Genomic DNA, 25,363 nt, shown 5'->3' with positions numbered 1-25,363 from the left:
TCCCGCCCATGCCTTTGTGAGAAGCCCATGGACCCGGTCGCAAGAGCCATCTGGTGTGTCGAGAGCCGTTTCGCTTCGGGGATCTCGCTCGACGAGATCGCGGAGGTGGGCGGCATTTCGCGTTTCCATCTCTGCCGGGCCTTCGGTGTAGCGACCGGCCAGTCCGTCATGCGCTATGTGCGCGGCCGCCGACTGACCGAAGCGGCCCGCAGGCTGGCAGACGGCGCACCGGACATCCTCTCGGTCGCGCTCGACTGGGGCTATGGCTCCCACGAGGCATTCACCCGCGCCTTCCGTGATCAGTTCGGCATCACACCCGAGCAATTGCGTGACAGGGGCGATCTCGAAGGCCTCAACCTCGTGGAGCCTATCCTCATGACCAGCATGCCGACCCGCCCCCTCGCCGCGCCGCGCTTTGTCGAGGGCAAGAGCTTCCTCGTCGCCGGTATCGGCGGCCATTTCACCTATGAGACGAGCACCGCCGGCATTCCTTCGCTCTGGCAGCGTTTCGTGCCGCATATCGGGCACGTGCCCGGGCAGCTCGGCGGAATGACGAGCTATGGCGTCTGCACGAATGCCGACGACAGCGGCGCCTTCGACTACATTGCCGGCACCGAGGTCAGGGACTTCGATGGCCTGCCCGATGACTTCGCGCGCGTGCGGATTCCGGCCCAGAGCTATGCCGTTTTCACCCATCGCGAGCATATCAGCGCGATCAAGGCGAGCTTCGACACGATCTTCCGGGATTGGCTACCGAAATCGGGACACAGCCTGTCGGAAGGCCCCTGCTACGAGCGCTATGACGAGCGCTTCGATCCGCAGAGCGGCAACGGCGAGGTCGAGATCTGGATTCCGATCAAAGCCTGAGCCTTCTCAGGCGACGGGGGCCGGAATCTCGCTCCCGTTCTTCGCCTTGAGCGCGGGATCGCCGGGCTGGATCAGCCCGGCCGACATGATCAGCTTGGCTCCGTCCTCGACCGAGATCGCAAGCTGCACGACCTCGCGACGCGGCAGGTAGAAGAAGAAGCCGGTCGTCGGGTTCGGCGTGCAAGGCAGGAAGACGCCGATCTGCTCGTCGCCATCAGGCAGCTTGCCGGCGATCTCCGGGGCAGCCTCCTGCGCGATGAAGACGATTGACCACATGCCGGGCTGCGGGAACTGCACCATGCCGACCTTCCGGAAGGAGGTGCCCGATTGCGAGAAGATCGTCTCGAAGACCTGTTTCACGCCCTTGTAGAGGCCGCGCACCACCGGCATCCGGTCGAGCAGCGCCTCGCCGGCGTGGATCAGTGAGCGACCGACGAGATTGGCGGTGAGGAAGCCGAGCAGCGTCAACCCGATCAACACGATGATGAGGCCGAAACCGGGCACCGGATAGGGCAGATAGGCGTCCGGCCAGTAGGGCGTCGGAACCAGCGGCTTCACCAGACCATCGACGAAATTGACGAACCACCATGTCACCGAGGCGGTGATCGCCAGCGGCGCCGCGATGACGAGACCTGTCAGGAAATAGCGTCTCAGCCGGGTGCCGAAGCTCGGGCTCAGCAGATCAGGCTGGATGACGAGGCGTGGATCAGGCGGGCTCGGCGTCATTCAAGGGGTCCGATATGGCAAGAGGTCCGATATGACTTGCCGCGGGCGAGCGGTCTTCACGACCAGGATGCGACAGACGTGCCAGTCGCCCGGACCAATTTCAAGGACGACGCGGTCAGCAGCGGCTTGCGGGGCTCGCGGACATGGTGCTTTCGTTTGCACAGCAGTGAAAACGTGGACGAATCGGCAGGGCAAACGGGTAATGATGCGCGGCGTTCGAAAGTTTCGCCGTCCACTGTTCTTCGTGGCCGGCTGGATCTTCACGGCGATCGGTGTGATCGGCCTGATCCTGCCGCTGATGCCGGGAACGATTTTCCTGATCGCTGCGGCGTGGTGCTTCTCGCAGTCCTCGCCACGATTCGAGGCCTGGCTGCTCGGCCACCCTCAGCTTGGCCCGCAGGTTCGGCGTTGGCGCGCAACCGGATCGATCGCGCGCCGGGTCAAATTCATCGCTTGCGGCTCGATGCTGCTGAGCTTCGCGATCCTGACCCGGACCTCGGCGCCACCGATCGCACTGTGGATCAGCGGCGCCTGCCTGGTCGCGGCGGGCATCTATGTCGCGAGCCGCCCGGAAGCGTGACCCGGTACGGGAATGCGCGCCGGGAGCGCGTCATTCCACGGTGACGGATTTCGCAAGGTTGCGCGGCTGGTCGACGTCCTTGCCCATGAAAACCGCCGTCTGGTAGGCGATCATCTGGATCGGCACCGCATAGGCGATGGCCGCGAAGGTCGGGTCCATGTCGGGCATGATGATCGTCGCTTCCGGGACGATGCCGCATTCGGCCGCGCCCTTCGCGTCGGTGATCAGGATGATCCGACCGCCGCGCGCGGCGACCTCCTGCATGTTCGAGGCCGTCTTCTCGAACAGCGCGTCATGCGGCGCGATGACGATGACGGGCATCGCCTCGTCGATCAAAGCGATCGGGCCGTGCTTGAGCTCGCCCGCCGGATATCCCTCGGCGTGGATGTAGCTGATTTCCTTCAGCTTCAACGCGCCTTCCAGCGCCAGCGGGAAGCTCGTGCCGCGGCCGAGATAAAGCACGTCTCGAGCCTTGGAGAGTTCGCGGGCGAGCTTCTCGATCTGTGGCTCGAGTTCCAGCGCCTGGGCGATCAGCCCCGGCAGGGCGATCAGGCTCTGGACATGGCGAGCCTCTTCCTCCTGCGAAAGCGTGCCGCGTCCGCGCGCCGCCGCCAGGGCGAGGCTGGCCAGCGCGGTGAGCTGGCAGGTGAAGGCCTTGGTCGAGGCGACGCCGATTTCGGGTCCGGCAAGTGTCGGGGCGACGGCATCGCTTTCGCGCGCGATCGTCGATGTCGCCACATTGACGACGGACAGCACCTTCTGCTGCTCCTGCCTGGCGTAACGCAGGCAGGCGAGCGTGTCGGCCGTCTCACCCGATTGCGAGACGAAGAGCGCCAGCCCGTTCTCGGGCAGCGGCGCCTCGCGGTAGCGGAACTCGGAGGCGACATCGATCTCGACCGGCAGCCGGGCCAGTTTCTCAAACCAGTATTTCGCCGTCAGTCCGGCATAATAGGCCGTGCCACAGGCTGAGACCGACAGGCGCGACAGCGACTTCCAGTCAACCGCCCCCTCGAACGGCAGGCGAACGCTGCCGGAGGCCATGTCGAGATACTGCGTCAGCGTGTGGCCGACCACCTCGGGCTGCTCGTAGATCTCCTTCGCCATGAAATGGCGATGGTTGCCCTTCTCGACGAGGAAGGCGCCGGCCGCGACACGTTGGGCGCGGCGCTGCACCTGGTTGTTGGCCTTGTCGTAGAAGGTCGCGCCCTTGCGGTTGAGGACGACCCAGTCCCCCTCCTCCAGATAGGCGATGAGATCGGTGAAGGGTGCGAGCGCCAGCGCATCCGAGCCGAGATACATCTCGCCATCGCCGACGCCGACCGCGAGCGGCGACCCCTTGCGTGCGCCGATCAGCAGATCCTCCTCGCCCTCGAACAGGAAGGCGAGCGCGAAGGCGCCGCGCAGCACCGGCAGGCTGGCCGCCACCGCATCGACGGGTTTGGCGCCGCGATCGAGCTCGCGGGTGACGAGATGGGCGACGATTTCCGTGTCGGTTTCGGTCGCGAAGACATAGCCATCCGCCTGCAATTCGGCGCGCAGCTCGCGGAAATTCTCGATGATGCCGTTATGGACGACGGCCAGCTTGGCCGTCGCATGCGGGTGGGCGTTGGTCTCGTTGGGCTTGCCATGCGTCGCCCAGCGCGTGTGGCCGATTCCGATCAGGCCTTCGAGCGGTTCGCTGGAGAGGCGGACTTCGAGATTCTTGAGCTTCCCCTCAGCGCGACGACGGGTGAGCACGCCACGCTCCAGCGTGGCGACGCCGGCCGAGTCATAGCCGCGATATTCGAGCCGCCGCAGCGCCTCGACCACCTGCGTCGCGACCGCTTCCTTGCCCAGAATCCCGACGATGCCGCACATGCGTAAACCTCTTCAGCCGTTGCCGTCGGCAAACCGCATAGCGGCCCGGCGCTGCCAAGCAAAATCAATCTAAATGTCGAACTATGAAAGGCGCCTTGCGCGAATGCCGCCGCTCAGGGCTTCTTCGCCGCGGCCTTGCGCGCCAGCGAAGCCTCGCGGAAGCCCTTGGCCCATCCCTCCTTGGCGACCTGGCGGCCGCGGCCGACCGCAAGCGCGTCGGGCGCGACATCCTCCGTCACCACCGAGCCGGAGGCGACAAAGGCGCCGGCCCCGATCGTGATGGGGGCGACGAGGGAGGAATTCGAGCCGACGAAGGCGCCCGCACCGATATTGGTACGGTACTTGAAGAATCCGTCGTAATTGCAGGTGATCGTTCCTGCTCCGATGTTGGCGTCGGCTCCAACGGTCGCGTCGCCGACATAGGTCAGGTGGTTGACCTTGGCGCCGGCGCCGATCTCCGCCGCCTTGATCTCGACGAAGTTGCCGACCTTCGCCTTGGCTCCGAGCGAGGCGCCCGGGCGCAGCCGCGCATAGGGGCCGACCAATGCTCCTTGACCGATGGCAGCGCCCTCGAGATGCGAGAAGGCGTGGATCACGGCACCGTCGGCGACGCTCACGCCGGAGCCGAAGACGACATGCGGTTCGATCAGCACATCGCGGCCGATGCGCGTGTCGTGGCTGAAGAAGACGGTCTCGGGCGCGATCAGCGTCGCGCCCTCGGCCATGACATCGAGCCGCTTGCGGCGCTGGAATTCGGCCTCCGCCGACGCCAGCTGGATGCGGTCATTGATTCCCTGGACCTCGCTTTCGGGCGCCACGAGCGCACTCGTCGTGAGGTTGCGCGACCGGGCGAGCGCGACAGCGTCCGTCAGGTAGAATTCGGACTGCGCATTGTCGTTGCCGATCGCTTCCAGCAGCGACAGGGCCTGGTGCCCGTCGAGCGCCATCATCCCGGCATTGCACAGCGTGATCTCGCGTTGCTCCGGCGTGGCGTCCTTGTGCTCGACGACGGCTTCGAGGACGCCGTCGCGCGTGACGAGCCTGCCATAGCCGTTCGGGTCACGGGCTTCGAAACCCAGGGCGACGACAGCCGAGCCCTTTGCCAGCTCGGCGCGCAATGCGCCGAAGGTTTCCGGCCGCAGCAGCGGCGTGTCGGCAAAGGTAACGATGACGTCGTCATAGCCCTTCGCGAGCGCGGCGCGCGCCGCCAACGCGGCATGGGCCGTTCCGAGCCGCTCGGTCTGGAGCGCGATTTCCACGCCGGGCAAGACCGCCTGCGCCTCTCTTGCGACTTCCGGGCGCTCCGGGCCGGCAACGACGACGACGGCGTCGGCGCCCGCCTGGGCGAGCGAGGTCAGCACATGTCCGAGCAGGGAGCGGCCGCCGACTTCGTGCAGCACCTTGGGCCGGGCCGATTTCATCCGCGTGCCCTCACCCGCAGCGAGCAGAATCGCGAGGCAGGAACGGCCGGGCTGCATTTCGGTCATGATTATCGTTTCCCTTTGCGGCGAATGACCGGCCGCGCGGTTCCGTTCGCGGACGCTGTCGGTCGGTCCGACGCATGGTGGCGTTGCTGGTGCCGTGGATAGCCGATCCCGCCGGCATTTGCCAAAGTCGATATCGCCACCGGCGTCACGCGGCGGAAATCATCCGGCAAGGAGACAGAACATAGACTACAAAATGCTGACACTGCCGCTTTTCAGGTCACCGGGAAATGCTCTAGAAGCGCGGATAGGCGAGGCCCTCGCCCGCGCATGTTGGATATAATGTCGAAACCTTTGAATCGTCGGCAGTTTCTCGAAGGTTCCGGCGGAGCCGCAGCTGCTTCTTTGCTTGCCGCGGGCGCCGCGCGTGCCCAGGCGCAGTCGCCGGCCGCAGCCATCAACCAGTTCTTCCTGTTCGAGGGCAAGACATTCGATCCCGCGCTCGTCGTGGACGCGGCCCGCGCGCTCGCGCAACGTCCGCTCGTGCCGCTCGTCACGACTGATCTGCCGGATGGATACGCCACCCTGCCCTTCGATCAGTATTCGGGAATCAGGGCCCAGCCCGGAAGCTTGGTCTGGGCCGGCGAGAATCGCGGCTTTACGCTCGAACCACTGCATCGCGGCTATGTCTTCTCGAACCCGGTGAGCCTTTTCACCATCGAGGACGGCACGGTCCGGCGCGTCGCCTTCGACCGCAGCAAGTTCGACTATGGCCGGGTCACGCCGCCGCCGGCGAATGTCGACCTGCAGTTCTCCGGCATGCGGATCGCGACCGGACTCGAACGCCCCTTCGAGGTCGCGATGTTCCAGGGTGCGACCTTCTTCCGTTCGCTCGCCCGTGGACAGAATTTCGGCGCCCTCGCCCGCGCACTGATCCTGCGGCCGGGCGAGACGCGCGGCGAGGAGATTCCGTTTTTCCGCGCCTTCTGGGTCGAGCGGCCGAGCCCAGCCTCCGGCCTGCTGGTCATCCACGCGCTGCTCGATTCCGAAAGCCTGACCGGTGCCGTCCGGATGACGCTGCGCCCCGGCGACGTCACGCTGATCGACGTCGAGATGACGCTGTTCGCGCGACAAGCGCTCGACCATATCGGCTTCGGCTGCACCATGGGCACCTTCCTTTCGGGGCCGCAGAGCCGGCGCACATTCGACGACGTCCGTCCGGCGGTGCATGAGGTCTCCGGCGTGCAGATGCGCTCGGGCACCGACGAATGGATCTACCGGCCGGTCAGCAATCCGGCGACGCTCCAGGTCTCGTCCTTTATGGACGGCAATCCGAAGGGTTTCGGCCTGGTTCAGCGCGAGCGCGACCCCGCGGCCTTCATGGATGACGACCAGCGCTTCGAGCTGCGGCCGAGCGTCTGGATGGAGCCTCTCGGCGATTGGGGCGCGGGTTCGGTCCAGCTCATCGAGATTCCCAGCGAATCCGACGTGAACGACAACATCATCATGTACTGGCGTCCGCGCCAGCCGCTCGCGCCAGGCAGCGAGACGGTGGTCGCCTATCGGCAGGCCTGGTGCTGGCAACCGCCGGAGCGCCCCCCTCTCGCGCTCGCGACCCGCGTCCGCCAGGGACGCGGGTCGCAGGGACGGCGCCGCCGCTTCATCGTCGACTTCACCGGTGACAAGCTGGCCGATGCCGGCATCGTCGCCTCGACCCGCGCCAACATCACGACGCAACCCGGCCAGATCCACAACATCCGGCTCTGGCCCTTTCCGGAGCGCAAGCTGATGCGGGTCGGGTTCGAGGTCGATCCGGGCACGGAAAACCTATGCGAGCTCAGGCTCGTGCTACAATCCGGCGGTCAGCCGGTTTCGGAAACCTGGTTGAATCGATGGACGTGGTAACCGCGCCCCGCCCCGGCGAGGCCGCTGTGCAGGCACAGCCCTATGTTGCGAGTCAGGAGCCGGCGACACCGCCTGAGAACCGGCTCGTCATGCCGGTCCAGTCCTTCCGCAGATGGAATGCGTCGGACCGGCGCAAGCCGGTCGTGCCCCAAGCCTGGAAGACGCCCTGGCTGAAACGGCTCTTCGTCTTCGGCGGCGGTCTGGCGCTGACCGCCTATGGCGCCTGGGAAATGTACAATGTCGTGTCGGTCAGCCGCACGACCTCGCTGCAGTACGTCTTGCTCGTGCTGTTCACGATCAACTTCTCCTGGATCGCGCTCGCCTTCAGCAGCGCCGTGCTCGGCTTCTTCGGCCTGCTCTTCAACAAGGGCTTCTCGGGACGCGTCGAGTCGCTGAAGCACCGCACCGTTGTGGTGATGCCGATCTACAACGAGTCCTCGGCGCGCACCTTTGCGGCTCTGGCTGCGATCCGCGAATCGGTCGAGGCCACCGACCTGGGTAGCCATTTCGACTATTTCATCGTGTCGGACACCACGAATCCGGATGTCTGGATCGCCGAGGAGCGCGCTTTCCTGGCGCTGCGCCAGCGACTGGGCCCGGACGCGCGGGTCTATTATCGCCACAGGCCCAAGAACCATCATCGCAAGGCCGGCAACATCGCCGATTTCGTGACCCGCTGGGGCGGGCATTACGAGCATATGGTGGTGCTCGACGCCGACAGCCTGATGACCGGCACCTGCATCGTGCGCCTCGCCTCGGCGATGGAACAGGATCCGGATTCCGGCATCATCCAGTCGCTGCCGCTGATCATCAACCGCAACACCTTCTTCGCCCGGCTCCAGCAATTCGCGGCGCGGGTCTATGGACCCGTCATCGCGACGGGGCTGGCGATGTGGTCCGGTCGCGACGGCAACTACTGGGGCCATAACGCCATCATCCGGACGAGGGCCTTCGCCGATCATTGCGGCCTGCCCGACCTCAAGGGCAAGCCGCCCTTCGGCGGCCATGTGCTCAGCCATGATTTCGTCGAGGCGGCGCTGATCCGCCGCGCCGGCTGGTCGGTCTACATGCTGCCGGACCTGACCGGCTCCTATGAGGAAAGCCCGCCCTCGCTGATCGACGTCTCGGTGCGCGACCGGCGCTGGTGCCAGGGCAACCTTCAGCACTCGCGCATCATCGGCGCCAAGGGCTTCGTCCTGCCGACGCGCCAGCATTTTGCCACCGGCATCATGGGCTATCTCGCCTCTCCCTTCTGGCTGATGCAGCTCGTGGTCGGTATCCTGATCGTCCTCCAGGTCAGCTATGCGCGGCCGGAGTACTTCACCCAGGAATTCACGCTCTTCCCGGTCTGGCCGCGTTTCGACCCCGAGCGCGCCTTGAACCTGTTCGCCCTGACGATGGCGATCCTGCTGGCGCCGAAGCTGTTCGGGCTGCTGCTGACGCTGTTCAACACCAAGCTACGCCGCGCCGGCGGCGGAGCGATCCGTTTGATCGTCTCAGCGCTGATCGAGGTGCTGTTCTCGGCCTTCTTCGCGCCGATCATGATGCTGATCCAGTCGGGTTCGGTGTTCCAGATCCTGCTCGGCCGCGACACCGGCTGGAATCCGCAGCGCCGCGACGACGGCTCGATCCCACTGAAGGACATCATCCGCCGGCACCGCACCCATACGGTGCTCGGGATCGTCGCAGGCATCTCCGCCTTCATGATCGCGACGTCGCTGTTCGCCTGGATGTCGCCCACCATCGTCGGCCTCGTGCTGGCGATCCCGCTCTCCTGGGCGTCCGGCCAGCTCGCGATCGGGCTCTGGCTCAAGCGGCGCAAGCTCCTCTTTACGCCGGAGGAAGGCGATCCGCCGGCGGTTGCCCTGCGCGCGAACGCGCTCCAGGAGGAGTTCGACACGGCCGGCTACGACGATGCCGACGGCTTGCGGGCGCTGCACGCCGACCCGGCGCTGCGCGAGGCGCACGAACTGATGCTGCCGGAAAACCAGCCGCGCCGCCGCGGCGAGATCGAGGCCGACCGCGCCCTGGCCCAGGCCAAGCTGGTCGATGCCGAGACGATCGACGACGCCGCGATCTGGCTGAAGCCGAAGGAGCGCATGGTCGTGCTGCACGACCGGGCGCTGGTCGCGCTGCTGGCGTCCCTGCCGGCTGGTCGTACGGCCGAGTGAGGACGGGCGCCTCGGGCGCTCGTCAGAAGCTCATCGCCGCAGCGTTGATGACGCCGGCGGCGAGTGACGCGGCGCCGAGAAACAGCGCCGCCGCCAGCTCGCCCGCCGCAATGCGCTGCGACAGGTTGGGCAGAACGATCCTGACCAGCACATAGACGATCAGTTGAACGACGATCGCGACGATGCCCCAGATCACCAGGTCGGGAATGGTGTTGGCATGCACCACCGCGCTGGACAGCGGCAGAGCGAAGCCGGTCAGGCTCAGGCCCAGCGAAAGCGCCGCTGCGATGTTGTTCTGCCGGATCAGGCCGAACTCGTTATGCGAGGTCGCCACCGTGTAGATCAGCAGGTAGATGCCGACCAGGCCCAGCGACACCGAAAAGAACAGGACGAAATCCGGAAGCTTCAACAAGGCCTGCGTGATCATTCTCGTTCCGAATCCCCTGCGCCGATCACGCCGATCCTGACCCTCAAGCCTGCTCGAAAGCAATGATGCAGCCGAGCGCCGCCTCGGCTGGCACGACGACGCGTTCGTCGCCGCGAGCATGCGCCACGCCGGCCGCCTCCAGCCTGCTCGCCACCGCATCGAGGTCCGGCACGGCCACGCAGAAGCCCAGGAAGCGCGCCGGCGTCGGGTCCGGCGCGACGTGATAGATCGCCTCGGCCGCCTCGAAGTCGAGCACGTCGATGCGCCCGCGCGGCAGGTCGAGGACGAGATCGGCATTCCCCTCCAGCACCTCTGGGAAACCGGCATAGGCGCTCAGGAACTCGCGGTGCGCGGACGGATCGTCGGTGACGATGATCGCCGAGGTTAGGGCGCTCGCGCCATTGGCGTGCTGCTGGAAGGCCGGGTTCCAGAAGTTCTGCGGCTCATGTTGCTGGCAGACGAAGAAGCCGCATTCCGGCGCCAGCGGGTCCGCCGCGAAGGCCAGCGAGAAGGCGACGCGCACCTCGCTGCCATCGGGACGCCGCGCCTTGCGCTCGAAGAAGAACGGCTCGAAATCGCCGATCCCGGCCGCCTGGAAGGCCGCGGCATCCGCCTTCGCATCGGTGCTTTCCAGCACCAGCATCGACAGCCCCTCGCCGCGCTCCAGCGCCTCGCGGACGAAGCTGCCGAAGGAGAAGACGCGTGGAGTAGGCGGCGTGATCGCGGCGACGTCAGCGATGGTGATCAGTTCGAGGAAGGAGCCGGGAAACTGGACGATCCGGTTCTCAGTGCCCCAGGGATGACGGTTGCGGGCGCCGACGGTGAAGCCGAGCTTCTCATAGAAGGCGCCGGCGGCATCGAGATCGCGGACGCCGATGACGAGATGGTCGAGGCCACGAGGGGTAGAGGTGATGGCGGTGTCAGGCATGGGCTTTGCTCGCTTGCGGCAGGCTCGGGCCCTTAGGTCTAGCAGGTCGGCGGGAGCGGGTCATGCCCGTCGCGGCCGGCGCCGATCACACTGAGATATGCTGCCGATCATGCTTCGATGTAATGCGGCACGAAGCGCGAGGTGTTCTTGGTGATCGGCGAGGCATCCTCGCGGATGCAGAGCCCGCAGGCTTGGGAGGCGACGAGCCAGGAGCCCAGCACGGCATAGTTCCCGGGCGAGCCGAACAGGTTCTGCGCCGCGTCCTGCAGGATGAAGCCCTCCGCGCCATAGGGGCCGTCATCGCTGTCCAGAACCTTGCCGCGCTCGATCAGGGTGACATTGGCGCCCTCGCGCGAATAGAGTGGCTTGCGCACATGGCGCGGCGACAGGCCGGCGCAGCGCGGGTCGCCCTCGAAGAAGGCCGGCAGCAGGTTGGGATGGCCCGCCTCCATCTCCCAAAGACAGGCGAGCAGACCCTTGTTCGAGAGGATGGCCTTCCAGGGCGGTTCGATGAACTGGCAACGCGAAGTCGCGAGATTCTTGGCGTAGCTCTCGCGGAACAGCCACTCCCAGGGATAGAGCTTGAACAGGGTCTCGATCGGCTGGTTGGCACCGTCGCAGAAACGCCCGTCCGAGAGCAGGCCGATCTCCTCGATGAAGGTGAAGCGCGCATCGAGCCCGGCTTGAACGGCGCAGTCCATCAGGTAGTCGACGGTGCCCTTGTCCTCGTTGCTGTTCTGGACGCAGGTCAGATGCAGGCGGTAGGGCGAAGGCGAGCGCAGATGGGCGAAAGCCCCGATCAGCCGCTCATGCAGCGAATTGAACTGATCGCATCCCGGAGGCAGCGCGCCGCGCGCCATCGCCTGCTCGAGCCAGTCCCATTGCACGACGCTCGATTCGAACAGCCCGGTCGGCGTATCCGCGTTGTATTCCAGCAGCTTGGCCGGCCCGCGACCATCATAGGCGAGGTCGAGCCGGCCATAGAGATTGCGCTCGCCGTTCTGCCAGCTCGAGCGAATGAAATCCCACTGCCCGTCGGGTATAGCGAGCCGGCTCAGGATCTCGTCGTCGCCGATCGCCTTCTCGATGAAGGCGAAGCAGAGCTGCTCGATCGCGTCGGTTGGCGCCTCGATGTCGCGCTCGATCTGCTCGAGCGTAAAGGCATAGGCCGCGCTCTCGTCCCAGTAGGTCTCGCCGTCGATGGTGTGGAAGGCGAAGCCGAGGCGTTCGACCTGATCCTGCCAGTCGGGACGCGGGGGAAGCGAAACCCGGCGCATGTCAGGACGAGGACGAGGAGGAGTAGGAGCGCGAGGTCGACCCGAAGCCGCCGCGAGAGACTGTCGTCGCGCTGCTGGTTCCGCTGACGGTGCCGCTGCGCGCCACCAGCGCCGCGCCGGAGGTCGTCGAATAGGCGCGCGACGATGACGAGGAGGAACTGCGGCTGCTTCCGCCATAGCCGCCGCTTCCGCTGCTCGATGACGAGGAACGCGCCTGCTGGCATTCCTGCGCCGGGCTGCCGGGCGGGCAGGCCTGCCGCGTCGGCGGCAGCAGTGGTTGCGCAGCGCCGCCGCCCTGGGTCAGGCTGCGCGCCAGCATGAAGCCGGCCAGCGCCGGAACGATGACCTGCGCTCCGTTCCAGACCGCGCTCTGGCAGGAGCCCGAGCCGTATTCGGCCTCACAGGCGCTGGTGCTGGTGAACTTTTTGGCGTCGCGCAGATGACTGGCCGAGGCCTCGTTGAAGCGCTGCTCGCACTGGCTCGACGAGAGCTGGCCACCGGCGCGGCATTCGGCGAGGTTGTTGTAGACGAGGCTCTCCTCGTCATCCGAACCCGAACTCGCCCATATCGTCGCGACAAGCACGACCCCCGCCGCCGCAAGTCCGATCTGGGTCGAGCGCTTCATCGCCGCCTCCCCTATCAGGCCGTCATGCTGGCTGCCGCCAGGGTTCCGGAGATGATGGCGATCACCGCGAGGATCGCGGCTGAAGGCAGGCGGTCCTCCTCGATCTTGCGCGAAAGTTCCGGGATCAAGACGCGCGCCAGCCCATACGCCCCGAACTGGATGATCATCGCGGCCAGCGCCCAGAGCACGAGGTCCGGGATGCTGCTGGCCTGGGCGATCGCCTTTTCGAGCGGGATCGAGAAGCCGGCCGTATTGCCACCGAGCGCGACGGCGGCCGACAGGTTGCCACCCCGGATCAGCGCGAGCTCGTCATGCGCCGTGAGGCGGAGATAGACGGCGGTGAAACAGGCAATCAGTGCGACGCCGAGGGCGAAGTAGAGCAGGAATGCGGGCAGCCCCGCCATCGAGATCGCCATGCCGCCGCGCGCCCCCTGCATCTCAAATGCAGGGTCACTATACGTCAGTTGCGGCGCAATGCCAGAGGCGCCGCAGCGGGCTCACACCAGCCGGCTCTGCACCACCGCCGCCTCGACGAAGCTCGCAAACAGCGGATGCGGCTCGAAGGGACGCGACTTCAGCTCGGGGTGATACTGCACGCCGATGAACCAGGGATGGTCGGGATACTCGATCGTCTCCGGCAGCAGCCCGTCCGGCGAAAGCCCGCAGAAGCTCATGCCCTGTGCCTCCAGCCGGTCGCGATAGCCCATGTTCACCTCGTAGCGGTGACGATGGCGCTCGGAGATCTCGGTCGTGCCGTAGATCTTTGCGATCTTGGAGCCCGGCTGAAGCGTCGAGGCGTAGGCGCCGAGCCGCATCGTGCCGCCGAGATTGCCGTCGGCAGCGCGCTGTTCGAGCTCGTTGCCGCGCAGCCATTCGGTCATCAGGCCGACGACGGGTTCGTCAGTCGGGCCGAATTCGGTGGAATTCGCCTCCGTGATCCCGGCGAGCGAGCGAGCGCCCTCGATCACCGCCATCTGCATGCCGAAGCAGATGCCGAAATACGGCACCTTGCGCTGCCTGGCAAAGGTCGCCGCCTTGATCTTGCCCTCGGCGCCGCGATGGCCGAAGCCGCCGGGCACGAGGATGCCGTGGACATGCTCCAGGAACGGCGCCGGATCCTCCTTCTCGAAGACCTCCGACTCGATCCAGTCGAGATTGACCTTGACCCGGTTGGCGATGCCGCCATGCATCAAGGCCTCGATGAGGGACTTATAGGCGTCCTTCATGCCGGTATATTTGCCGACGATGGCGATGGTGACCTCGCCCTCGGGATTCTTGACCCGCTCCGAGATGCGCCGCCAGTTGGAGACGTCGGGCTCGGCCGTGGCATCCATGCCGAAGGCCGCCAGCACCTCGTTGTCGAGCCCCTCGGCGTGATAGGACAGCGGCACATCGTAGATCGAGGCGACGTCGCGGGCCTCGATCACCGCGGTCTCGCGGACATTGCAGAACAGCGCCAGCTTGCGGCGTTCCTCGCGCGGGATCTCGCGGTCGGTGCGGCAGAGCAGGATGTCGGGCTGAATGCCGATCGAGCGCAGCTCGGCGACCGAATGTTGGGTCGGCTTGGTCTTCAGCTCGCCTGCAGTCGGAATGTAGGGCAGCAGCGTCAGGTGGATAAAGATGCACTGCCCGCGCGGCAGTTGCTGGTTGACCTGCCGGATCGCCTCGAGGAAGGGCAGACTCTCGATGTCGCCGACCGTGCCGCCGATCTCGACCAAGGTGAAATCATAGTCCTCGTTGCCGTCGAGGATGAACTCCTTGATGGCATTGGTGACGTGCGGGACGACCTGGATCGTCGCGCCGAGATAGTCGCCGCGGCGCTCCTTGGTCAGGATGTCCATGTAGATGCGGCCGGTGGTGATGTTGTCGCCCTTATTGCAGGGCCGGCCGGTGAAGCGCTCGTAATGGCCGAGATCGAGGTCGGTCTCGGCCCCGTCATCGGTCACGAAGACCTCGCCATGCTGATACGGGCTCATCGTGCCCGGATCGACATTGAGGTAGGGATCGAGCTTGCGCAGGCGGACCGTGTGGCCGCGCGCCTGCAGGAGAGCGGCCAGCGCCGCCGCCGCCAGGCCTTTGCCGAGCGAGGAGACCACGCCGCCGGTGATGAATACATACCGCGTCATGGGAGGACACCTCTAAGCGACGGGGTTCGATTCGCTAAGTCCAAGGGTGCAATCCCGTCTTGCTCTGCACGCTTGTCCACAGGAGAGCGCCGCCATCCGGCGAACGCGCCCCACACAAAAGAGAAGGGCCGGTTTCCCGGCCCCTGCCCTGTCTCAAGTCACTGCTGCGGCGCCGGAGCTGCCGGAGCTCCCGGCGTAGGCGGCTGCGGCGTTCCGCTCGGCTGCTGCATCCGCTGGAGCTGGTCGAAGACGCCGCCCGCATTGGGAGCGCTCGGGCCGGTCGGCGTGACCGGTGCACTCTGCGTCGGTGCCCCGTCGATGATCGAGCGCTGAACGCGGCCGCGATTGGCCATCACGGCCAGCACGATCGAAGTCAGGAAGAACGCCCCCGCGAGAATCGCGGTCGTCCGCGTCAGAGCGTTCGCCTGGCCGCGGCCGGTCATGAAGCCGCCGGCTCCACCGCCACCCGAGCCCATGCCGAGCCCGCCGCCTTCGGAGCGCTGCAGCAAGACGACGCCGACGAGCGCGACCACGATGATCAGGTGGATGACGATGATGACGTTCTGCATGTTCTCAACAGACTGAGACGGGCTCACGAAATGGGTATGGCGCCCGCCGCCGCCAAGGGCTGCCCGCACCTTTCGTCCGTCATCGCCGAAGGCCGGCGAACGAACTCGGCGGCGCACATAGCACGCGTTTGCGGGCCGCACCACCCCGCCCGTGCGATCTCGCGCGGGGCCGATGCGACGGCGCGAGATCTCAGGTGCAGGCGCGTGCGATGGCGAGGAAATCCTCGGCCTTGAGGCTGGCGCCGCCGACGAGCGCGCCATCGACATGGGCGACATTCATCAGTTCCGCGGCGTTCGACGGCTTGACCGAGCCGCCATAGAGCAGCCGGACGCCGGCAGCAGCTGCCTTGCCGAGCAGGCGGCCGAGCTCGGAGCGGATCGCCTCGTGCATTTCGGCGACATCGGCCGCAGTTGGCGTCAGGCCGGTGCCGATGGCCCAGACCGGCTCATAAGCGACGACAAGCGTCGCAGCCGTCGAACCCTCCGGCACGGACCCGCGCAGCTGCTTCTTCACGACCGCCAGAGCCTTGCCTGCCTCGCGCTCGTCCTTCGTCTCACCGACGCAGACGATCGGCACGAGCAGCGCCTTCTGCGCCGCCTCGGCCTTGGCCTTGACCGTCGCGTTCGTCTCGCCATGCAGGGTGCGGCGCTCGGAATGGCCGACGATCGCGAAGTTCGCCCCGGCATCGACCAGCATCGCGGCCGAGACCTCGCCGGTGAAGGCGCCGCTGGCCTGCGTGCTGCAATCCTGGCCGCCGGTCGCAATGCGCGAGCCGACCAGCGCGACGCTCGCCGGATAAAGCAGGCTGGCGGGCGGGCAGATCGCGAGATCGACGCCGGCCTTCAAAGCGGCGTCATAGCCCTTGGCGACCTCGGCCGCGATGGCGAGGTCGGCCTTCAGCCCGTTCATCTTCCAGTTGCCGGCCACCAGCGGCCTGATGCTGCGCGTCACGTCGATCCTCCGAAGAAAGCTGCGCCGGGTCTAGCAATGCCCGCGCCGGGCCGCAATCTCGCGCAAAAGCCATTCGCCCGGACGGGACGCCAACACGAATCCGCGCTGGTGATTGCGGCTTGGCGCTCCGGTTCCTATAAGCAGCGCCGAACAAAATCGATGGCGGCTAGGTCGGCGCCGCGCCAGGCCCAAGGAAAGATACATCCCCATGATGATGCAGGGCATCCGCAAAGCGGGCCAGAGCTTCCTCGGCAAGCTCATCATCACCGTCATGTTCGGCTTCCTGATCCTCTCCTTCGCGATCTGGGGCATCGGCGACATCTTCCAGGGCTATGGTCGCAACTCCGTCGCCCGCGTGGGCAAGGCCGAAATCGGCCTCGAGCAGATGCGCACGGCCTTCCAGAACGACGTCCAGGCGCTGACGCGCCAGCAGCGCCGCCAGATCACGCCCGAGATGGCCCGCGCGCTCGGCCTCGACCGGCAGGCGCTGTCGCGCCTGATCACGGAATCGGTGCTCGACCAGACGGCGCAGAGCATGCGGCTTGCGGTTTCCGACGAGACGATCCGCAACCTGATCTTCGACGATCCGACGTTCCGCGACGCCTCGGGCAACTTCTCGGCCGCCCGCTTCAACGATTTGCTGCGCTCGAACGGCTTCACCGAGCAGAGCTATGTGCGCGAGCAGCGCGCCACGATCCTGCGCCAGCAGATCGCCGAGATGGTCGTCGGCGCCGTGCAGGCGCCCGGCGCCTTGCAGGAGCTCGGCCATCGCCTGCGCAACGAGCGCCGCGACGTCACCTTCGCGCGAATGGCGCCCGGCATCGCGGGCGATATTCCCGCCCCGACCGAGGCCCAGCTCAAGACCTTCTTCGATGAGCGCAAAGGCGCTTTCCGCGCGCCGGAGCGGCGCACCGCCGACATCCTCGCGATCTCGGCCGAGGCGCTGGCCGATGCCGGCTCGGTCGGCAACGACGATGCGAAGGCCCGCTACGAGCAGATCAAGGCGCAGCGCTTCACCACGCCCGAGACCCGCACGATCCAGCAGATCACCTTCCCCAACGCCGAGGAGGCGCAGGCCGCCAAGGCCCGCATCGAGGCCGGCGAGACCTTCGATGCCATCGCAGCCGCGCGCAATATCGCCGCCGCCGACCTGACGCTCGGCACCTTCACGCGGCCGCAGGTCTTCGATCCGGTGGTGCGCGAGGCTGCCTTTGCCCTGGCCGAGGGCGCTGTCAGCGCGCCGGCGGCCAGTGCCTTCGGCCCCGTGCTGCTGCGCGTCACCGTAATCCAGCCCGAGAGTGTGCGCGCCTTCGAGGACGTCGCGGCCGAGGTGCGGACGGAACTCGCCACCAGCCGCGCTGCGGGCCGCATCACCGAGATCCACGACAAGATCGAGGACCAGCGCGCCGCCGCCAAGCCGCTCGCCGAGATCGCGAAGGAGTTCAACCTGCCGCTGCGCAGCGTCGGGCCAATCGACCCCGCCCTGCGCCGGGCGGACGGCACGACGGAGCAGGCGCTGCCGGGTGGCGATGCCACCATCCAGGCGATCTTCCGTTCCGATGTCGGCGTCGACAACGAGGCGATCCGGCTACCGCGCGATACCGGCTATGTCTGGTACGACGTGAAGGCGATCGATCCGGCGCGCGAGCAGACCTTCGACGAGGTCAAGTCCCAGGTCGAGACGCAGTGGCGCGCCGACCAGGTTGCGACGCGGCTCTCGGCCAAGGCGCGCGAACTCGTCGAGCGGCTCGACAAGGGCGAGGCATTTGACGCGGTCGCAGCCTCCGCCGGGCTGACCGTCGAGCAGGCCAGCGGCATCGGCCGCCAGGAGCAGCGCGCCGAACTGCCCGCCAACGTGATCAGCCTGATCTTCGGTACTGTGGCCGGCAAGAGCAATTCAGCCTCCTCGGCCGACGGCGGGCGCATCCTGTTCCGGGTCGATGCGGCAACCGTGCCGAGCTACGCCCGCACGACGCAGGAGGCGGAGAACTTCGCCCGCCAGCTCGGTGCCAGCGTCAGCGAGGACATCCTCGCCCAGTACATCGCCGTGCGTCAGGCAGAGCTCGGCGTCTCGATCAACGAGACGGCGTTCCGCAACGCCACCGGCGGCGCGCAGAACTGACGATGGCCAGCGCCGAGGATCACGAGCGTTTCGCCGCCGCCTATGAGGCCGGTACGCCTCAGCTGATGCGTCAGGTGCTGGTCGGCGATTGCGAAACGCCGGTCGCCGCCTTCCTGAAGCTGCGGCACGCCACGAGCGGGCCGGCCTTCCTGCTCGAATCGGTCGAGGGCGGCGCGGTGCGCGGGCGCTATTCGATGATCGGTCTCGAGCCGGACCTGATCTGGCGCTGCCATCGCGGCGAGGCCTCGATCTGCCGCCCGGCCCTGGGCGACAGCTTCCTGGCCGATCCGCGCCCGGCCTTCGAGAGCCTGCGCGCGCTCCTCGAGGAAAGCGCAATTCCGGCCGCGGACGCCGAGATCGACCTGCCGCCGATGGCGGCCGGCGTGTTCGGCTATCTCGGCTACGACATGGTCCGGCTGATGGAGCGCCTGCCGGAGCCGAAGGACACCGGCACCGGCGTGCCGGACGCGATCCTGACGCGGCCGACACTGATGGTCGTGTTCGACTCGGTGCGCGACGAGATCCACGTCGTGACCCCGGTGCGCCATCAGCCCGGCGTGCCGGCGCGCGCGGCCCAGGAGCAGGCGCTGGACCGGCTCGATGCAGTGGTGCGGGCGCTGGAAGGCCCCTTGCCTTCGGAGGCTGCGATCGACATCGCAGCCCTGCCCGATCCGGACATCGTCTCCAATACGAGCGAGGCGGAGTTCCATGCCATGGTGGCCTCGGCGCAGGAGTACATCCGCGCCGGCGACATCTTCCAGGTCGTGCTGTCGCAGCGGTTCGAGGCCCCCTTCGCACTGCCGCCCTTTGCGCTCTACCGCGCGCTGCGCCGGGTCAATCCCGCGCCCTTCCTGTGCTATCTCGACTTCTCCGACTTCCAGATCGTCTGCTCCAGCCCGGAGATCCTGGTGCGGCTGCGCGACGACACCGTCACGATTCGCCCGATCGCCGGCACGCGTCGGCGCGGTGCGACGGTCGCCGAGGACGAAGCGCTGGCGGAAGAGCTGCTCGCCGATCCCAAGGAGCGCGCCGAACATCTGATGCTGCTCGATCTCGGTCGCAACGATGTCGGCCGCGTCGCGAAGATCGGCACGGTGAAGGTCACCGATTCCTTCTTCATCGAGCGCTACAGCCAGGTCATGCACATCGTCTCGAACGTCGAGGGCGAGGTCGATCCGCGCCACGATGCGCTGGCGGCGCTGTCGGCTGGCTTCCCGGCCGGGACCGTATCGGGCGCGCCCAAGGTCCGCGCGATGGAGATCATCGACGAGCTCGAGCACGATGCCCGCGGCGCCTATGGCGGCTGCATCGGCTATTTCGGCGCGAACGGCGAAATGGATACCTGCATCGTGCTGCGCACCGCCGTGGTCAAGGACGGACGCATGCATGTCCAGGCCGGCGCGGGCATCGTCTACGATTCGGATCCGGCTTCCGAACAGGCCGAATGCGTCAACAAGGCCAAGGCCCTGTTCCGGGCCGCCGAAGAGGCGATCCGCTTCGCGGCACGGGTCGGCCGGGGGCAGTAGCCCGGCCGGCTTGCGGGCGCCTCGATGGGCTTCGGCGCCGCTTGGATCAATGCCCCTTGCCGGCCGGCACCGTCATCCTGTCCACCCAGGCGATGCCGATCGCCGACAGGATGAAGACGACATGGATGAGCGTCTGAAGCAGGACACCGGCCTCCGTGTAGTTCGCCGTCTTGCCAGCGATTCCGATATTGCCGGCCTCGATGAAGGTCCTGAGCAGATGGATCGACGAGATGCCGATGATCGCCATGGCGAGCTTGATCTTGAGCACGCTCGCATTGACGTGGCTCAGCCATTCCGGTTGGTCGGGATGGCCCTCGAGCTTCAGCCGCGAGACGAAAGTCTCGTAACCGCCGACGATCACCATGATCAGCAGGTTAGAAATCATCACCACGTCGATCAGGCCCAGCACCACCAGCATGATCTGCTGTTCGCTGAAATCGAACGCATGGGTGACGAGGTGAATCAGTTCCTTGAGGAATAGGAAGACGTAGACGCACTGCGCCACGATCAAGCCGAGATAGAGCGGCAGCTGCAGCCAGCGCGAGCCGAAGATCATGAAGGGCAGTGGCCGCAGCCCCCTGGCAATGGCGGGGTCGGCAGCTTTCGGGCCGGGATGCGGCATGGGTCTCAAGTCCTTCGAATGTCTGGTGCGGCGAAAAATATGCGCAGGCTAGATCGGACGCCAAGCGCTATCGTGCAACCATCGGCAGAAAAAGTATCGTGCATGATCATGCACGTAGCCCAGCGACGAATTTTTGACGCTATCGTGCGTAAGGCTTCCACCATCACGGCGTGAGAGTTACACTTCGAGATCAACAGAGGAACGCGCAAGCTTCCTCTCGTCCGAGAGGAAAGGATATTCCATGATGAAGCCCCTGGCCCTTGCTGCTGCTCTCGTCGGCGGCGCGCTGATGGCAGCGCCCGCAAGCGCAGCCCCGATCGGTGCCGCTTCAGCACCGGCTCTGACGACCGGCGGCAATGACCTCGTCGAGACCGTGCAGTACCGCCGCTACTACGGCCCCGGATATGGCTACTACCGTGGACCGAGCCGCGGCGCGGCCGTTGGCGCCGGCATTGCCGCAGGCGTGCTCGGCGGCGCGCTCGCTGCGGGCGCCCTCGCAGCTCCGCGCTACTACGAGCCCGCACCCGTCTATGTCGAGCCTCCGGTCTATGGGGCGCCGCGTGCTTATGGCTATGGCGCCGAGGACGTCGATGCCGTCGCCTACTGCTCGCGTCGCTTCCGCAGCTACAATCCCGAGACGGGGACCTATATCGCCGCCGGTGGCGTGGTTCGCGCCTGCCCCTGACATGTCCTGACCGCTAGGTCAGCCAAGTTCGAGAGCCTCCCGGCAGCACTGCCGGGAGGCTTTTTCTTGGTGCGCGGCCGTTCTTGGTGCAAGAAATCCTCGGTGAGGAATCCTCGGTGCCTGAACGCAGCGAACCTCGCGGTGAATGTCAGACTCGGAGTCGGTCCCTTGCGTATCGCCACCTGGAACGTGAACTCCGTCCGCCAGCGACTCGGCCATCTGCTCGACTTCCTGAAGGAGGCGGAGCCGGATGCGCTCTGCCTGCAGGAGCTCAAATGCGTCGACGCCGATTTCCCGCGCCGGGAGATCGAGGAGGCCGGCTGGCAGGTCGAGACCCACGGCCAGAAGACCTTCAACGGCGTCGCCATTCTCTCGCGAACGAAGCTCGAAGACGTCCGGCGCGGCCTGCCCGGCGACGATGCCGACGAGCAGGCCCGCTATCTCGAAGGCGTGCTGCCGCTGGGCGACGGCGTCGTGCGCCTCGCCTCGATCTACCTGCCCAACGGCAACCCGCCCAACACCGAGAAATACCCCTACAAGCTCGGCTGGATGAAGCGGCTGCAGGCCCATGCGCAGATGCTGCTCGCCCTCGAGGAGCCGCTCGTGCTGGCCGGCGACTACAACGTGATTCCCGAGCCGCGCGATGCACGCGATCCGGCCGCCTGGGTGTCGGATGCGCTCTTCCTGCCGCAGACGCGCAGCGCCTTCCGCGGCCTGCTCAATCTCGGCCTGACCGAGGCGCTGCGCGCCAGCAGCGACGAGGTTGGCCTCTACACCTTCTGGGACTATCAGGCCGGCGCCTGGCAGCGGAACAACGGCATCCGCATCGACCATCTGCTGCTCTCGCCGCAGGCGGCCGACAGGCTCGCGGGCGTGCAGATCGTCAAGCATGTCCGCGGCTGGGAGAAGCCGTCCGACCATGTGCCGGTGATGGTGGATCTCAAGGCGGCCTGACAGCCCCGACGAGACCCCATCCGGCGAGTTGCGATCTAGGCCGGAGACGACGGCGTCTTGATCATGGAACATGATGCGCCGCTGCCCGTTCTCGGGGAGGGATCAGCAGCAAGGGTCGGACTTCTTGGTTGTCCTGGCCGACGGCGATGCCGTTTGTCAGAACCGCCTGGGCTGCGCCAAGGCCGGGAATGAGGCTTCGGTCCGGCTGCGCTCAGCGCTGCGACGCGCGGGCGCCCGCGACCTGCTGGCGCTCGATCATGGCGAGCGCTGCCGTGCGGTCGTTTGCGGAGGCGGTCGCGAAGGCATTGTCATGCCGCTCGATGATCCAGCCCTCGCGGCTGGGGTCGGCGCTCTCGCGGGCCAGCGACAGCCACATCAGGCCGAGCACCGGCTGGCGCGGCACGCCCTCGCCACCACGCAACAGCATGTCGCCGAAGACGGCGCGGGCCGGGGCATAGCCCTTCTCGGCGGCGAGCTTCATCCAGCGCGCCGCCTGCCTGGCATCGCGGCGCGTGCCCTGCCCGCTCATATAGAGCCGGCCGAGATTGTACTGGCCTTCCGGATCGCCGAAATACGAGGCGGCGTAATGGAACATGTCGAAGGCGCGGTCGATATTGGGCTTCACATAGCTGCCCTTGATACCGTCCATGAAATAGCCGCCGAGCGCGACGAAAGCGTTGCCGACGATGCGGCCGTCAGCCGTGCCGGGGATGGCGTCGGCATTCTCGTCCGCGATCTTCGAGAAGTACTCGAAAGCCTTGAGATCGTTGGCCGCAACGCCCTCACCGCCGGCGTACATCCGGCCCAGCTTGAACTGCGCCGTCAGATGCCCCTGCGCGGCTGCATATTCGAGCGCGCGGACGGCGCCGGCCTGGTCGCCGGCCGTCGAGTCGCGCATCCACGCCTTGATGGCGTCGCGGGCGCTGCTGAAGGGCGCCATCGGCAGCGCGGCGTGGGCAGCGGGGGCGTTCGGGGCCGGCGCGATGGTCGCGGCGCCGGGAACCGGGCCCGGCCCAACCTCGGGCTCCGGCAGGGCGATGCCCGGAATCGGGCGCGGCGGAATCGGGCCACGACCGCCCACGGCATCCTGCGCCCAGGAGGCTTGCTGGCCGCCCAGGACGAGGAAGAATGCTGCGATCGTGAGATCAGATATCCGCATAGCAATGGGTCTCAGCCGCGCCGCCGGGATGGGTGACGGCCCCACCTTTGGCGGAGCCCACCGTCTGCGCGTATTTCCAAAGCGCGCCTGAATTGTAGTCGGTCTTGCGCGGCTTCCAGCTCTTACGACGCTCCTCAAGTTCGGCATCAGAAAGGCGGACTGCGAGCTTTCCTGTGATGGCATCGAGTTCAATGATGTCACCGTCGCGGATCAGGCCGATCGGCCCGCCCACAGCCGCCTCCGGGCCGACATGGCCGACGCAGAAACCGCGCGTGGCGCCCGAGAAGCGGCCATCGGTGATGAGCGCAACCTTGTCGCCCATGCCCTGCCCGTAGAGGGCCGCGGTGGTCGAGAGCATCTCGCGCATGCCGGGGCCACCCTTGGGGCCCTCATAGCGGATCACCAGCACGTCGCCGACATTGTAGCCGCGCTGGCTGACGCAGGCGAAGGCGTCCTCCTCGCAGTCGAAGCAGCGCGCCGGACCGGTGAAGACCAGGCTTTCGGCCGGCATGCCGGCGATCTTCACGATCGCGCCTTCGGGAGCGAGGTTGCCCTGCAGGCCGACGACCCCGCCATTGTCGGAGAGCGGCTTGTTGGCAGGACGGATCACGTCCTGCTGGTCGTTCCATTTCACCGAGGCGAGGTTCTCGGCGATGGTGCGGCCGGTCACGGTCATGCAGTCGCCATGCAGGTAACCGTGGTCGAGCAGCGTCTTCATCAGCAGCGGAATGCCACCGACCTCGAACATGTCCTTGGCGACGTATTTTCCGCCTGGCTTCAGATCGGCGATGTACGGCGTCTTCTTGAATATCTCGGCGACGGCGAAGAGGTCGAAGTCGATGCCGCATTCATGCGCGATCGCCGGCAGGTGCAGCGCGCCATTGGTCGAACCGCCCGAGGCCGCAACGACCATGGCCGCGTTCTCGAGAGCCTTACGGGTGACGATGTCGCGCGGGCGGATGTTCTTGGCGATCAGCTCCATCACCATCTCGCCGGCGGTGTAGCAGAAGGTGTCGCGCACATCGTAGGGCGCAGGCGCCCCGCAGCTATAGGGCAGCGCCAGGCCGATCGCCTCGGCGACGGTTGCCATGGTGTTGGCGGTGAACTGCGCACCGCAGGAACCCGAGGACGGGCAGGCCGCCTCTTCCAGCTCCTGCAGGTCCTCGTCCGACATGGCGCCGACGGAGTGCTTGCCGACGGCCTCGAAGACGTCCTGTACCGTGACGGGCTTGCCCTTGAAGGTACCGGGCAGGATCGAACCGCCATAGATGAAGATCGACGGCACGTTGAGGCGCACCATCGCCATCATCATGCCCGGCAGCGACTTGTCGCAGCCGGCGAGGCCGACGAGCGCATCGTAGCAATGGCCGCGCATGGTCAGCTCGACGGAATCGGCAATGCATTCGCGCGAGGCGAGCGACGACTTCATGCCCTGGTGGCCCATGGCGATGCCGTCGGTCACCGTGATCGTGCAGAACTCGCGAGGCGTACCGGCAGCGGAGGCGACGCCCTTCTTGACCGCCTGGGCCTGGCGCATCAGCGAGATGTTGCAGGGCGCAGCCTCGTTCCAGCAGGACGCGACGCCGACGAAGGGCTGGGCGATCTGCCGGGCCGTCATGCCCATGGCGTAGTAATAGGAGCGGTGCGGAGCTCGGGCGGGGCCGACGCTCACATGCCGGCTGGGCAGCCGGGATTTGTCAAAGACACGCGCGTCCATCTTCTTTTCCTCGTCCCACCCTGCGCCTTGAGGCGCGTGGCAGATGTGCCACGCCGATCAAGCCGGGCGCAACGCCAGCCCCCCTGCCCCAGTCATTACGGAACCGAATTCCGCCAGCAGCAAGGCAGACTTTAATTCGTCTAT

At 66.7% G+C, this 25,363-nt stretch carries 22 protein-coding genes; 8 read left to right on the top strand and 14 right to left on the bottom strand.

What is annotated here, in order from left to right; all coding sequences use genetic code 11:
- The first annotated feature begins 27 nt into the window (after nucleotides 1–27).
- Complete coding sequence (locus tag VGN82_RS11790) at nucleotides 28–867, top strand: AraC family transcriptional regulator (protein WP_327527204.1); 840 nt, start codon at nucleotides 28–30, stop codon at nucleotides 865–867.
- A gap of 6 nt (nucleotides 868–873) precedes the next feature.
- Here VGN82_RS11790 and VGN82_RS11785 read toward each other — a convergent pair whose 3' ends face one another.
- Nucleotides 874–1,593, bottom strand: a complete 720-nt coding sequence (locus VGN82_RS11785) for a DUF502 domain-containing protein (RefSeq protein WP_327527203.1) — start codon at nucleotides 1,591–1,593, stop codon at nucleotides 874–876.
- A 205-nt stretch (nucleotides 1,594–1,798) separates the two neighbouring features.
- On the opposite strand from VGN82_RS11785, the gene VGN82_RS11780 reads away from it, so the two are divergent.
- A complete protein-coding gene (locus tag VGN82_RS11780) occupies nucleotides 1,799–2,173 on the top strand; it encodes a YbaN family protein (RefSeq protein ID WP_327527202.1) in 375 nt (124 codons plus the stop codon).
- A gap of 30 nt (nucleotides 2,174–2,203) precedes the next feature.
- On the opposite strand, the gene glmS is transcribed toward VGN82_RS11780, so the two are convergent.
- Nucleotides 2,204–4,030: a glutamine--fructose-6-phosphate transaminase (isomerizing) gene (gene glmS, locus VGN82_RS11775; protein ID WP_327527201.1), complete on the bottom strand. Its 1,827-nt coding sequence runs from the start codon at nucleotides 4,028–4,030 to the stop codon at nucleotides 2,204–2,206.
- Nucleotides 4,031–4,143: 113 nt separating this feature from the next.
- The gene (gene glmU / locus VGN82_RS11770; RefSeq protein WP_327527353.1) at nucleotides 4,144–5,508 is read right to left on the bottom strand and encodes a bifunctional UDP-N-acetylglucosamine diphosphorylase/glucosamine-1-phosphate N-acetyltransferase GlmU; all 1,365 of its coding nucleotides are present in this window, start codon (nucleotides 5,506–5,508) and stop codon (nucleotides 4,144–4,146) included.
- A gap of 351 nt (nucleotides 5,509–5,859) precedes the next feature.
- Between glmU and VGN82_RS11765 the strand changes: the two genes are divergently transcribed.
- Both VGN82_RS11765 and mdoH read left to right on the top strand, forming a co-directional pair.
- Nucleotides 5,860–7,359, top strand: coding sequence for an OpgD/OpgG family glucan biosynthesis protein (locus VGN82_RS11765; RefSeq protein ID WP_327527200.1), 1,500 nt, complete (start codon nucleotides 5,860–5,862; stop codon nucleotides 7,357–7,359).
- A complete protein-coding gene (mdoH, locus tag VGN82_RS11760; RefSeq protein ID WP_327527199.1) occupies nucleotides 7,347–9,530 on the top strand; it encodes a glucans biosynthesis glucosyltransferase MdoH in 2,184 nt (727 codons plus the stop codon). The genes VGN82_RS11765 and mdoH overlap by 13 nt, the downstream gene beginning before the upstream one ends.
- 22 nt (nucleotides 9,531–9,552) lie before the next feature.
- Here the strand turns inward: mdoH and VGN82_RS11755 are convergent, their stop codons facing one another.
- The 8 genes from VGN82_RS11755 to tpiA form a co-directional block, all read right to left on the bottom strand.
- The gene (locus tag VGN82_RS11755) at nucleotides 9,553–9,957 is read right to left on the bottom strand and encodes a DUF350 domain-containing protein (RefSeq protein WP_327527198.1); all 405 of its coding nucleotides are present in this window, start codon (nucleotides 9,955–9,957) and stop codon (nucleotides 9,553–9,555) included.
- Between the two features lie 43 nt (nucleotides 9,958–10,000).
- Nucleotides 10,001–10,885, bottom strand: coding sequence for a VOC family protein (locus VGN82_RS11750; protein WP_327527197.1), 885 nt, complete (start codon nucleotides 10,883–10,885; stop codon nucleotides 10,001–10,003).
- 107 nt (nucleotides 10,886–10,992) lie between these two features.
- Nucleotides 10,993–12,162: a glutathionylspermidine synthase family protein gene (locus VGN82_RS11745; protein ID WP_327527196.1), complete on the bottom strand. Its 1,170-nt coding sequence runs from the start codon at nucleotides 12,160–12,162 to the stop codon at nucleotides 10,993–10,995.
- A gap of 1 nt (nucleotide 12,163) precedes the next feature.
- Complete coding sequence (locus VGN82_RS11740; protein WP_327527195.1) at nucleotides 12,164–12,787, bottom strand: DUF1190 domain-containing protein; 624 nt, start codon at nucleotides 12,785–12,787, stop codon at nucleotides 12,164–12,166.
- Nucleotides 12,788–12,801: 14 nt separating this feature from the next.
- On the bottom strand, nucleotides 12,802–13,224 hold the full coding sequence (locus tag VGN82_RS11735) for a DUF350 domain-containing protein (RefSeq protein ID WP_327527194.1): 423 nt from the start codon (nucleotides 13,222–13,224) through the stop codon (nucleotides 12,802–12,804).
- A 60-nt stretch (nucleotides 13,225–13,284) separates the two neighbouring features.
- Nucleotides 13,285–14,913: a CTP synthase gene (locus VGN82_RS11730; protein WP_327527193.1), complete on the bottom strand. Its 1,629-nt coding sequence runs from the start codon at nucleotides 14,911–14,913 to the stop codon at nucleotides 13,285–13,287.
- Between the two features lie 158 nt (nucleotides 14,914–15,071).
- Nucleotides 15,072–15,482, bottom strand: a complete 411-nt coding sequence (gene secG, locus VGN82_RS11725) for a preprotein translocase subunit SecG (protein WP_327527192.1) — start codon at nucleotides 15,480–15,482, stop codon at nucleotides 15,072–15,074.
- A gap of 190 nt (nucleotides 15,483–15,672) precedes the next feature.
- On the bottom strand, nucleotides 15,673–16,434 hold the full coding sequence (gene tpiA, locus VGN82_RS11720; protein ID WP_327527191.1) for a triose-phosphate isomerase: 762 nt from the start codon (nucleotides 16,432–16,434) through the stop codon (nucleotides 15,673–15,675).
- Nucleotides 16,435–16,642: 208 nt separating this feature from the next.
- On the opposite strand from tpiA, the gene VGN82_RS11715 reads away from it, so the two are divergent.
- Both VGN82_RS11715 and trpE read left to right on the top strand, forming a co-directional pair.
- The gene (locus VGN82_RS11715; RefSeq protein ID WP_327527190.1) at nucleotides 16,643–18,556 is read left to right on the top strand and encodes a peptidylprolyl isomerase; all 1,914 of its coding nucleotides are present in this window, start codon (nucleotides 16,643–16,645) and stop codon (nucleotides 18,554–18,556) included.
- A gap of 2 nt (nucleotides 18,557–18,558) precedes the next feature.
- The gene (gene trpE / locus VGN82_RS11710; protein WP_327527189.1) at nucleotides 18,559–20,082 is read left to right on the top strand and encodes an anthranilate synthase component I; all 1,524 of its coding nucleotides are present in this window, start codon (nucleotides 18,559–18,561) and stop codon (nucleotides 20,080–20,082) included.
- A 46-nt stretch (nucleotides 20,083–20,128) separates the two neighbouring features.
- Here trpE and VGN82_RS11705 read toward each other — a convergent pair whose 3' ends face one another.
- Nucleotides 20,129–20,704, bottom strand: a complete 576-nt coding sequence (locus VGN82_RS11705) for a TIGR00645 family protein (RefSeq protein WP_327527188.1) — start codon at nucleotides 20,702–20,704, stop codon at nucleotides 20,129–20,131.
- Between the two features lie 241 nt (nucleotides 20,705–20,945).
- Between VGN82_RS11705 and VGN82_RS11700 the strand changes: the two genes are divergently transcribed.
- On the top strand, nucleotides 20,946–21,389 hold the full coding sequence (locus VGN82_RS11700) for a BA14K family protein (RefSeq protein WP_327527187.1): 444 nt from the start codon (nucleotides 20,946–20,948) through the stop codon (nucleotides 21,387–21,389).
- A gap of 168 nt (nucleotides 21,390–21,557) precedes the next feature.
- Nucleotides 21,558–22,343 (top strand): exodeoxyribonuclease III, encoded by a 786-nt coding sequence (gene xth / locus VGN82_RS11695; RefSeq protein WP_327527186.1) that lies wholly within the window; start codon nucleotides 21,558–21,560, stop codon nucleotides 22,341–22,343.
- A gap of 211 nt (nucleotides 22,344–22,554) precedes the next feature.
- On the opposite strand, the gene VGN82_RS11690 is transcribed toward xth, so the two are convergent.
- Nucleotides 22,555–23,502: a tetratricopeptide repeat protein gene (locus VGN82_RS11690; protein WP_327527185.1), complete on the bottom strand. Its 948-nt coding sequence runs from the start codon at nucleotides 23,500–23,502 to the stop codon at nucleotides 22,555–22,557.
- Complete coding sequence (gene ilvD / locus VGN82_RS11685) at nucleotides 23,489–25,219, bottom strand: dihydroxy-acid dehydratase (protein ID WP_327527184.1); 1,731 nt, start codon at nucleotides 25,217–25,219, stop codon at nucleotides 23,489–23,491. Before ilvD ends, VGN82_RS11690 begins: the two co-directional genes overlap by 14 nt.
- Nucleotides 25,220–25,363 lie beyond the last annotated feature (144 nt).

The sequence above is a fragment of the Allobosea sp. genome (assembly GCF_035999205.1).
Lineage (GTDB): Bacteria > Pseudomonadota > Alphaproteobacteria > Rhizobiales > Beijerinckiaceae > Allobosea.
Note: the sequence above shows the minus strand (reverse complement) of the source record. Positions and strands in the feature narration are given on the sequence as shown.

Excerpts from the sequence above, each read along its gene's own strand:
- VGN82_RS11780 (WP_327527202.1), top strand. The coding sequence starts at position 1,799 with ATGCGCGGCGTTCGAAAGTTTCGCCGTCCACTGTTCTTCGTGGCCGGC.
- ilvD (WP_327527184.1), bottom strand. The coding sequence starts at position 25,219 with ATGGACGCGCGTGTCTTTGACAAATCCCGGCTGCCCAGCCGGCATGTG.
- mdoH (WP_327527199.1), top strand. The coding sequence starts at position 7,347 with ATGGACGTGGTAACCGCGCCCCGCCCCGGCGAGGCCGCTGTGCAGGCA.
- VGN82_RS11745 (WP_327527196.1), bottom strand. The coding sequence starts at position 12,162 with ATGCGCCGGGTTTCGCTTCCCCCGCGTCCCGACTGGCAGGATCAGGTC.
- VGN82_RS11705 (WP_327527188.1), bottom strand. The coding sequence starts at position 20,704 with ATGCCGCATCCCGGCCCGAAAGCTGCCGACCCCGCCATTGCCAGGGGG.
- VGN82_RS11790 (WP_327527204.1), top strand. The coding sequence starts at position 28 with ATGGACCCGGTCGCAAGAGCCATCTGGTGTGTCGAGAGCCGTTTCGCT.
- VGN82_RS11730 (WP_327527193.1), bottom strand. The coding sequence starts at position 14,913 with ATGACGCGGTATGTATTCATCACCGGCGGCGTGGTCTCCTCGCTCGGC.
- VGN82_RS11740 (WP_327527195.1), bottom strand. The coding sequence starts at position 12,787 with ATGAAGCGCTCGACCCAGATCGGACTTGCGGCGGCGGGGGTCGTGCTT.
- VGN82_RS11750 (WP_327527197.1), bottom strand. The coding sequence starts at position 10,885 with ATGCCTGACACCGCCATCACCTCTACCCCTCGTGGCCTCGACCATCTC.
- glmS (WP_327527201.1), bottom strand. The coding sequence starts at position 4,030 with ATGTGCGGCATCGTCGGGATTCTGGGCAAGGAAGCGGTCGCGACGCAG.
- VGN82_RS11690 (WP_327527185.1), bottom strand. The coding sequence starts at position 23,502 with ATGCGGATATCTGATCTCACGATCGCAGCATTCTTCCTCGTCCTGGGC.
- VGN82_RS11715 (WP_327527190.1), top strand. The coding sequence starts at position 16,643 with ATGATGATGCAGGGCATCCGCAAAGCGGGCCAGAGCTTCCTCGGCAAG.
- VGN82_RS11785 (WP_327527203.1), bottom strand. The coding sequence starts at position 1,593 with ATGACGCCGAGCCCGCCTGATCCACGCCTCGTCATCCAGCCTGATCTG.
- trpE (WP_327527189.1), top strand. The coding sequence starts at position 18,559 with ATGGCCAGCGCCGAGGATCACGAGCGTTTCGCCGCCGCCTATGAGGCC.
- VGN82_RS11735 (WP_327527194.1), bottom strand. The coding sequence starts at position 13,224 with ATGCAGGGGGCGCGCGGCGGCATGGCGATCTCGATGGCGGGGCTGCCC.
- VGN82_RS11700 (WP_327527187.1), top strand. The coding sequence starts at position 20,946 with ATGATGAAGCCCCTGGCCCTTGCTGCTGCTCTCGTCGGCGGCGCGCTG.
- glmU (WP_327527353.1), bottom strand. The coding sequence starts at position 5,508 with ATGCAGCCCGGCCGTTCCTGCCTCGCGATTCTGCTCGCTGCGGGTGAG.
- secG (WP_327527192.1), bottom strand. The coding sequence starts at position 15,482 with ATGCAGAACGTCATCATCGTCATCCACCTGATCATCGTGGTCGCGCTC.
- VGN82_RS11755 (WP_327527198.1), bottom strand. The coding sequence starts at position 9,957 with ATGATCACGCAGGCCTTGTTGAAGCTTCCGGATTTCGTCCTGTTCTTT.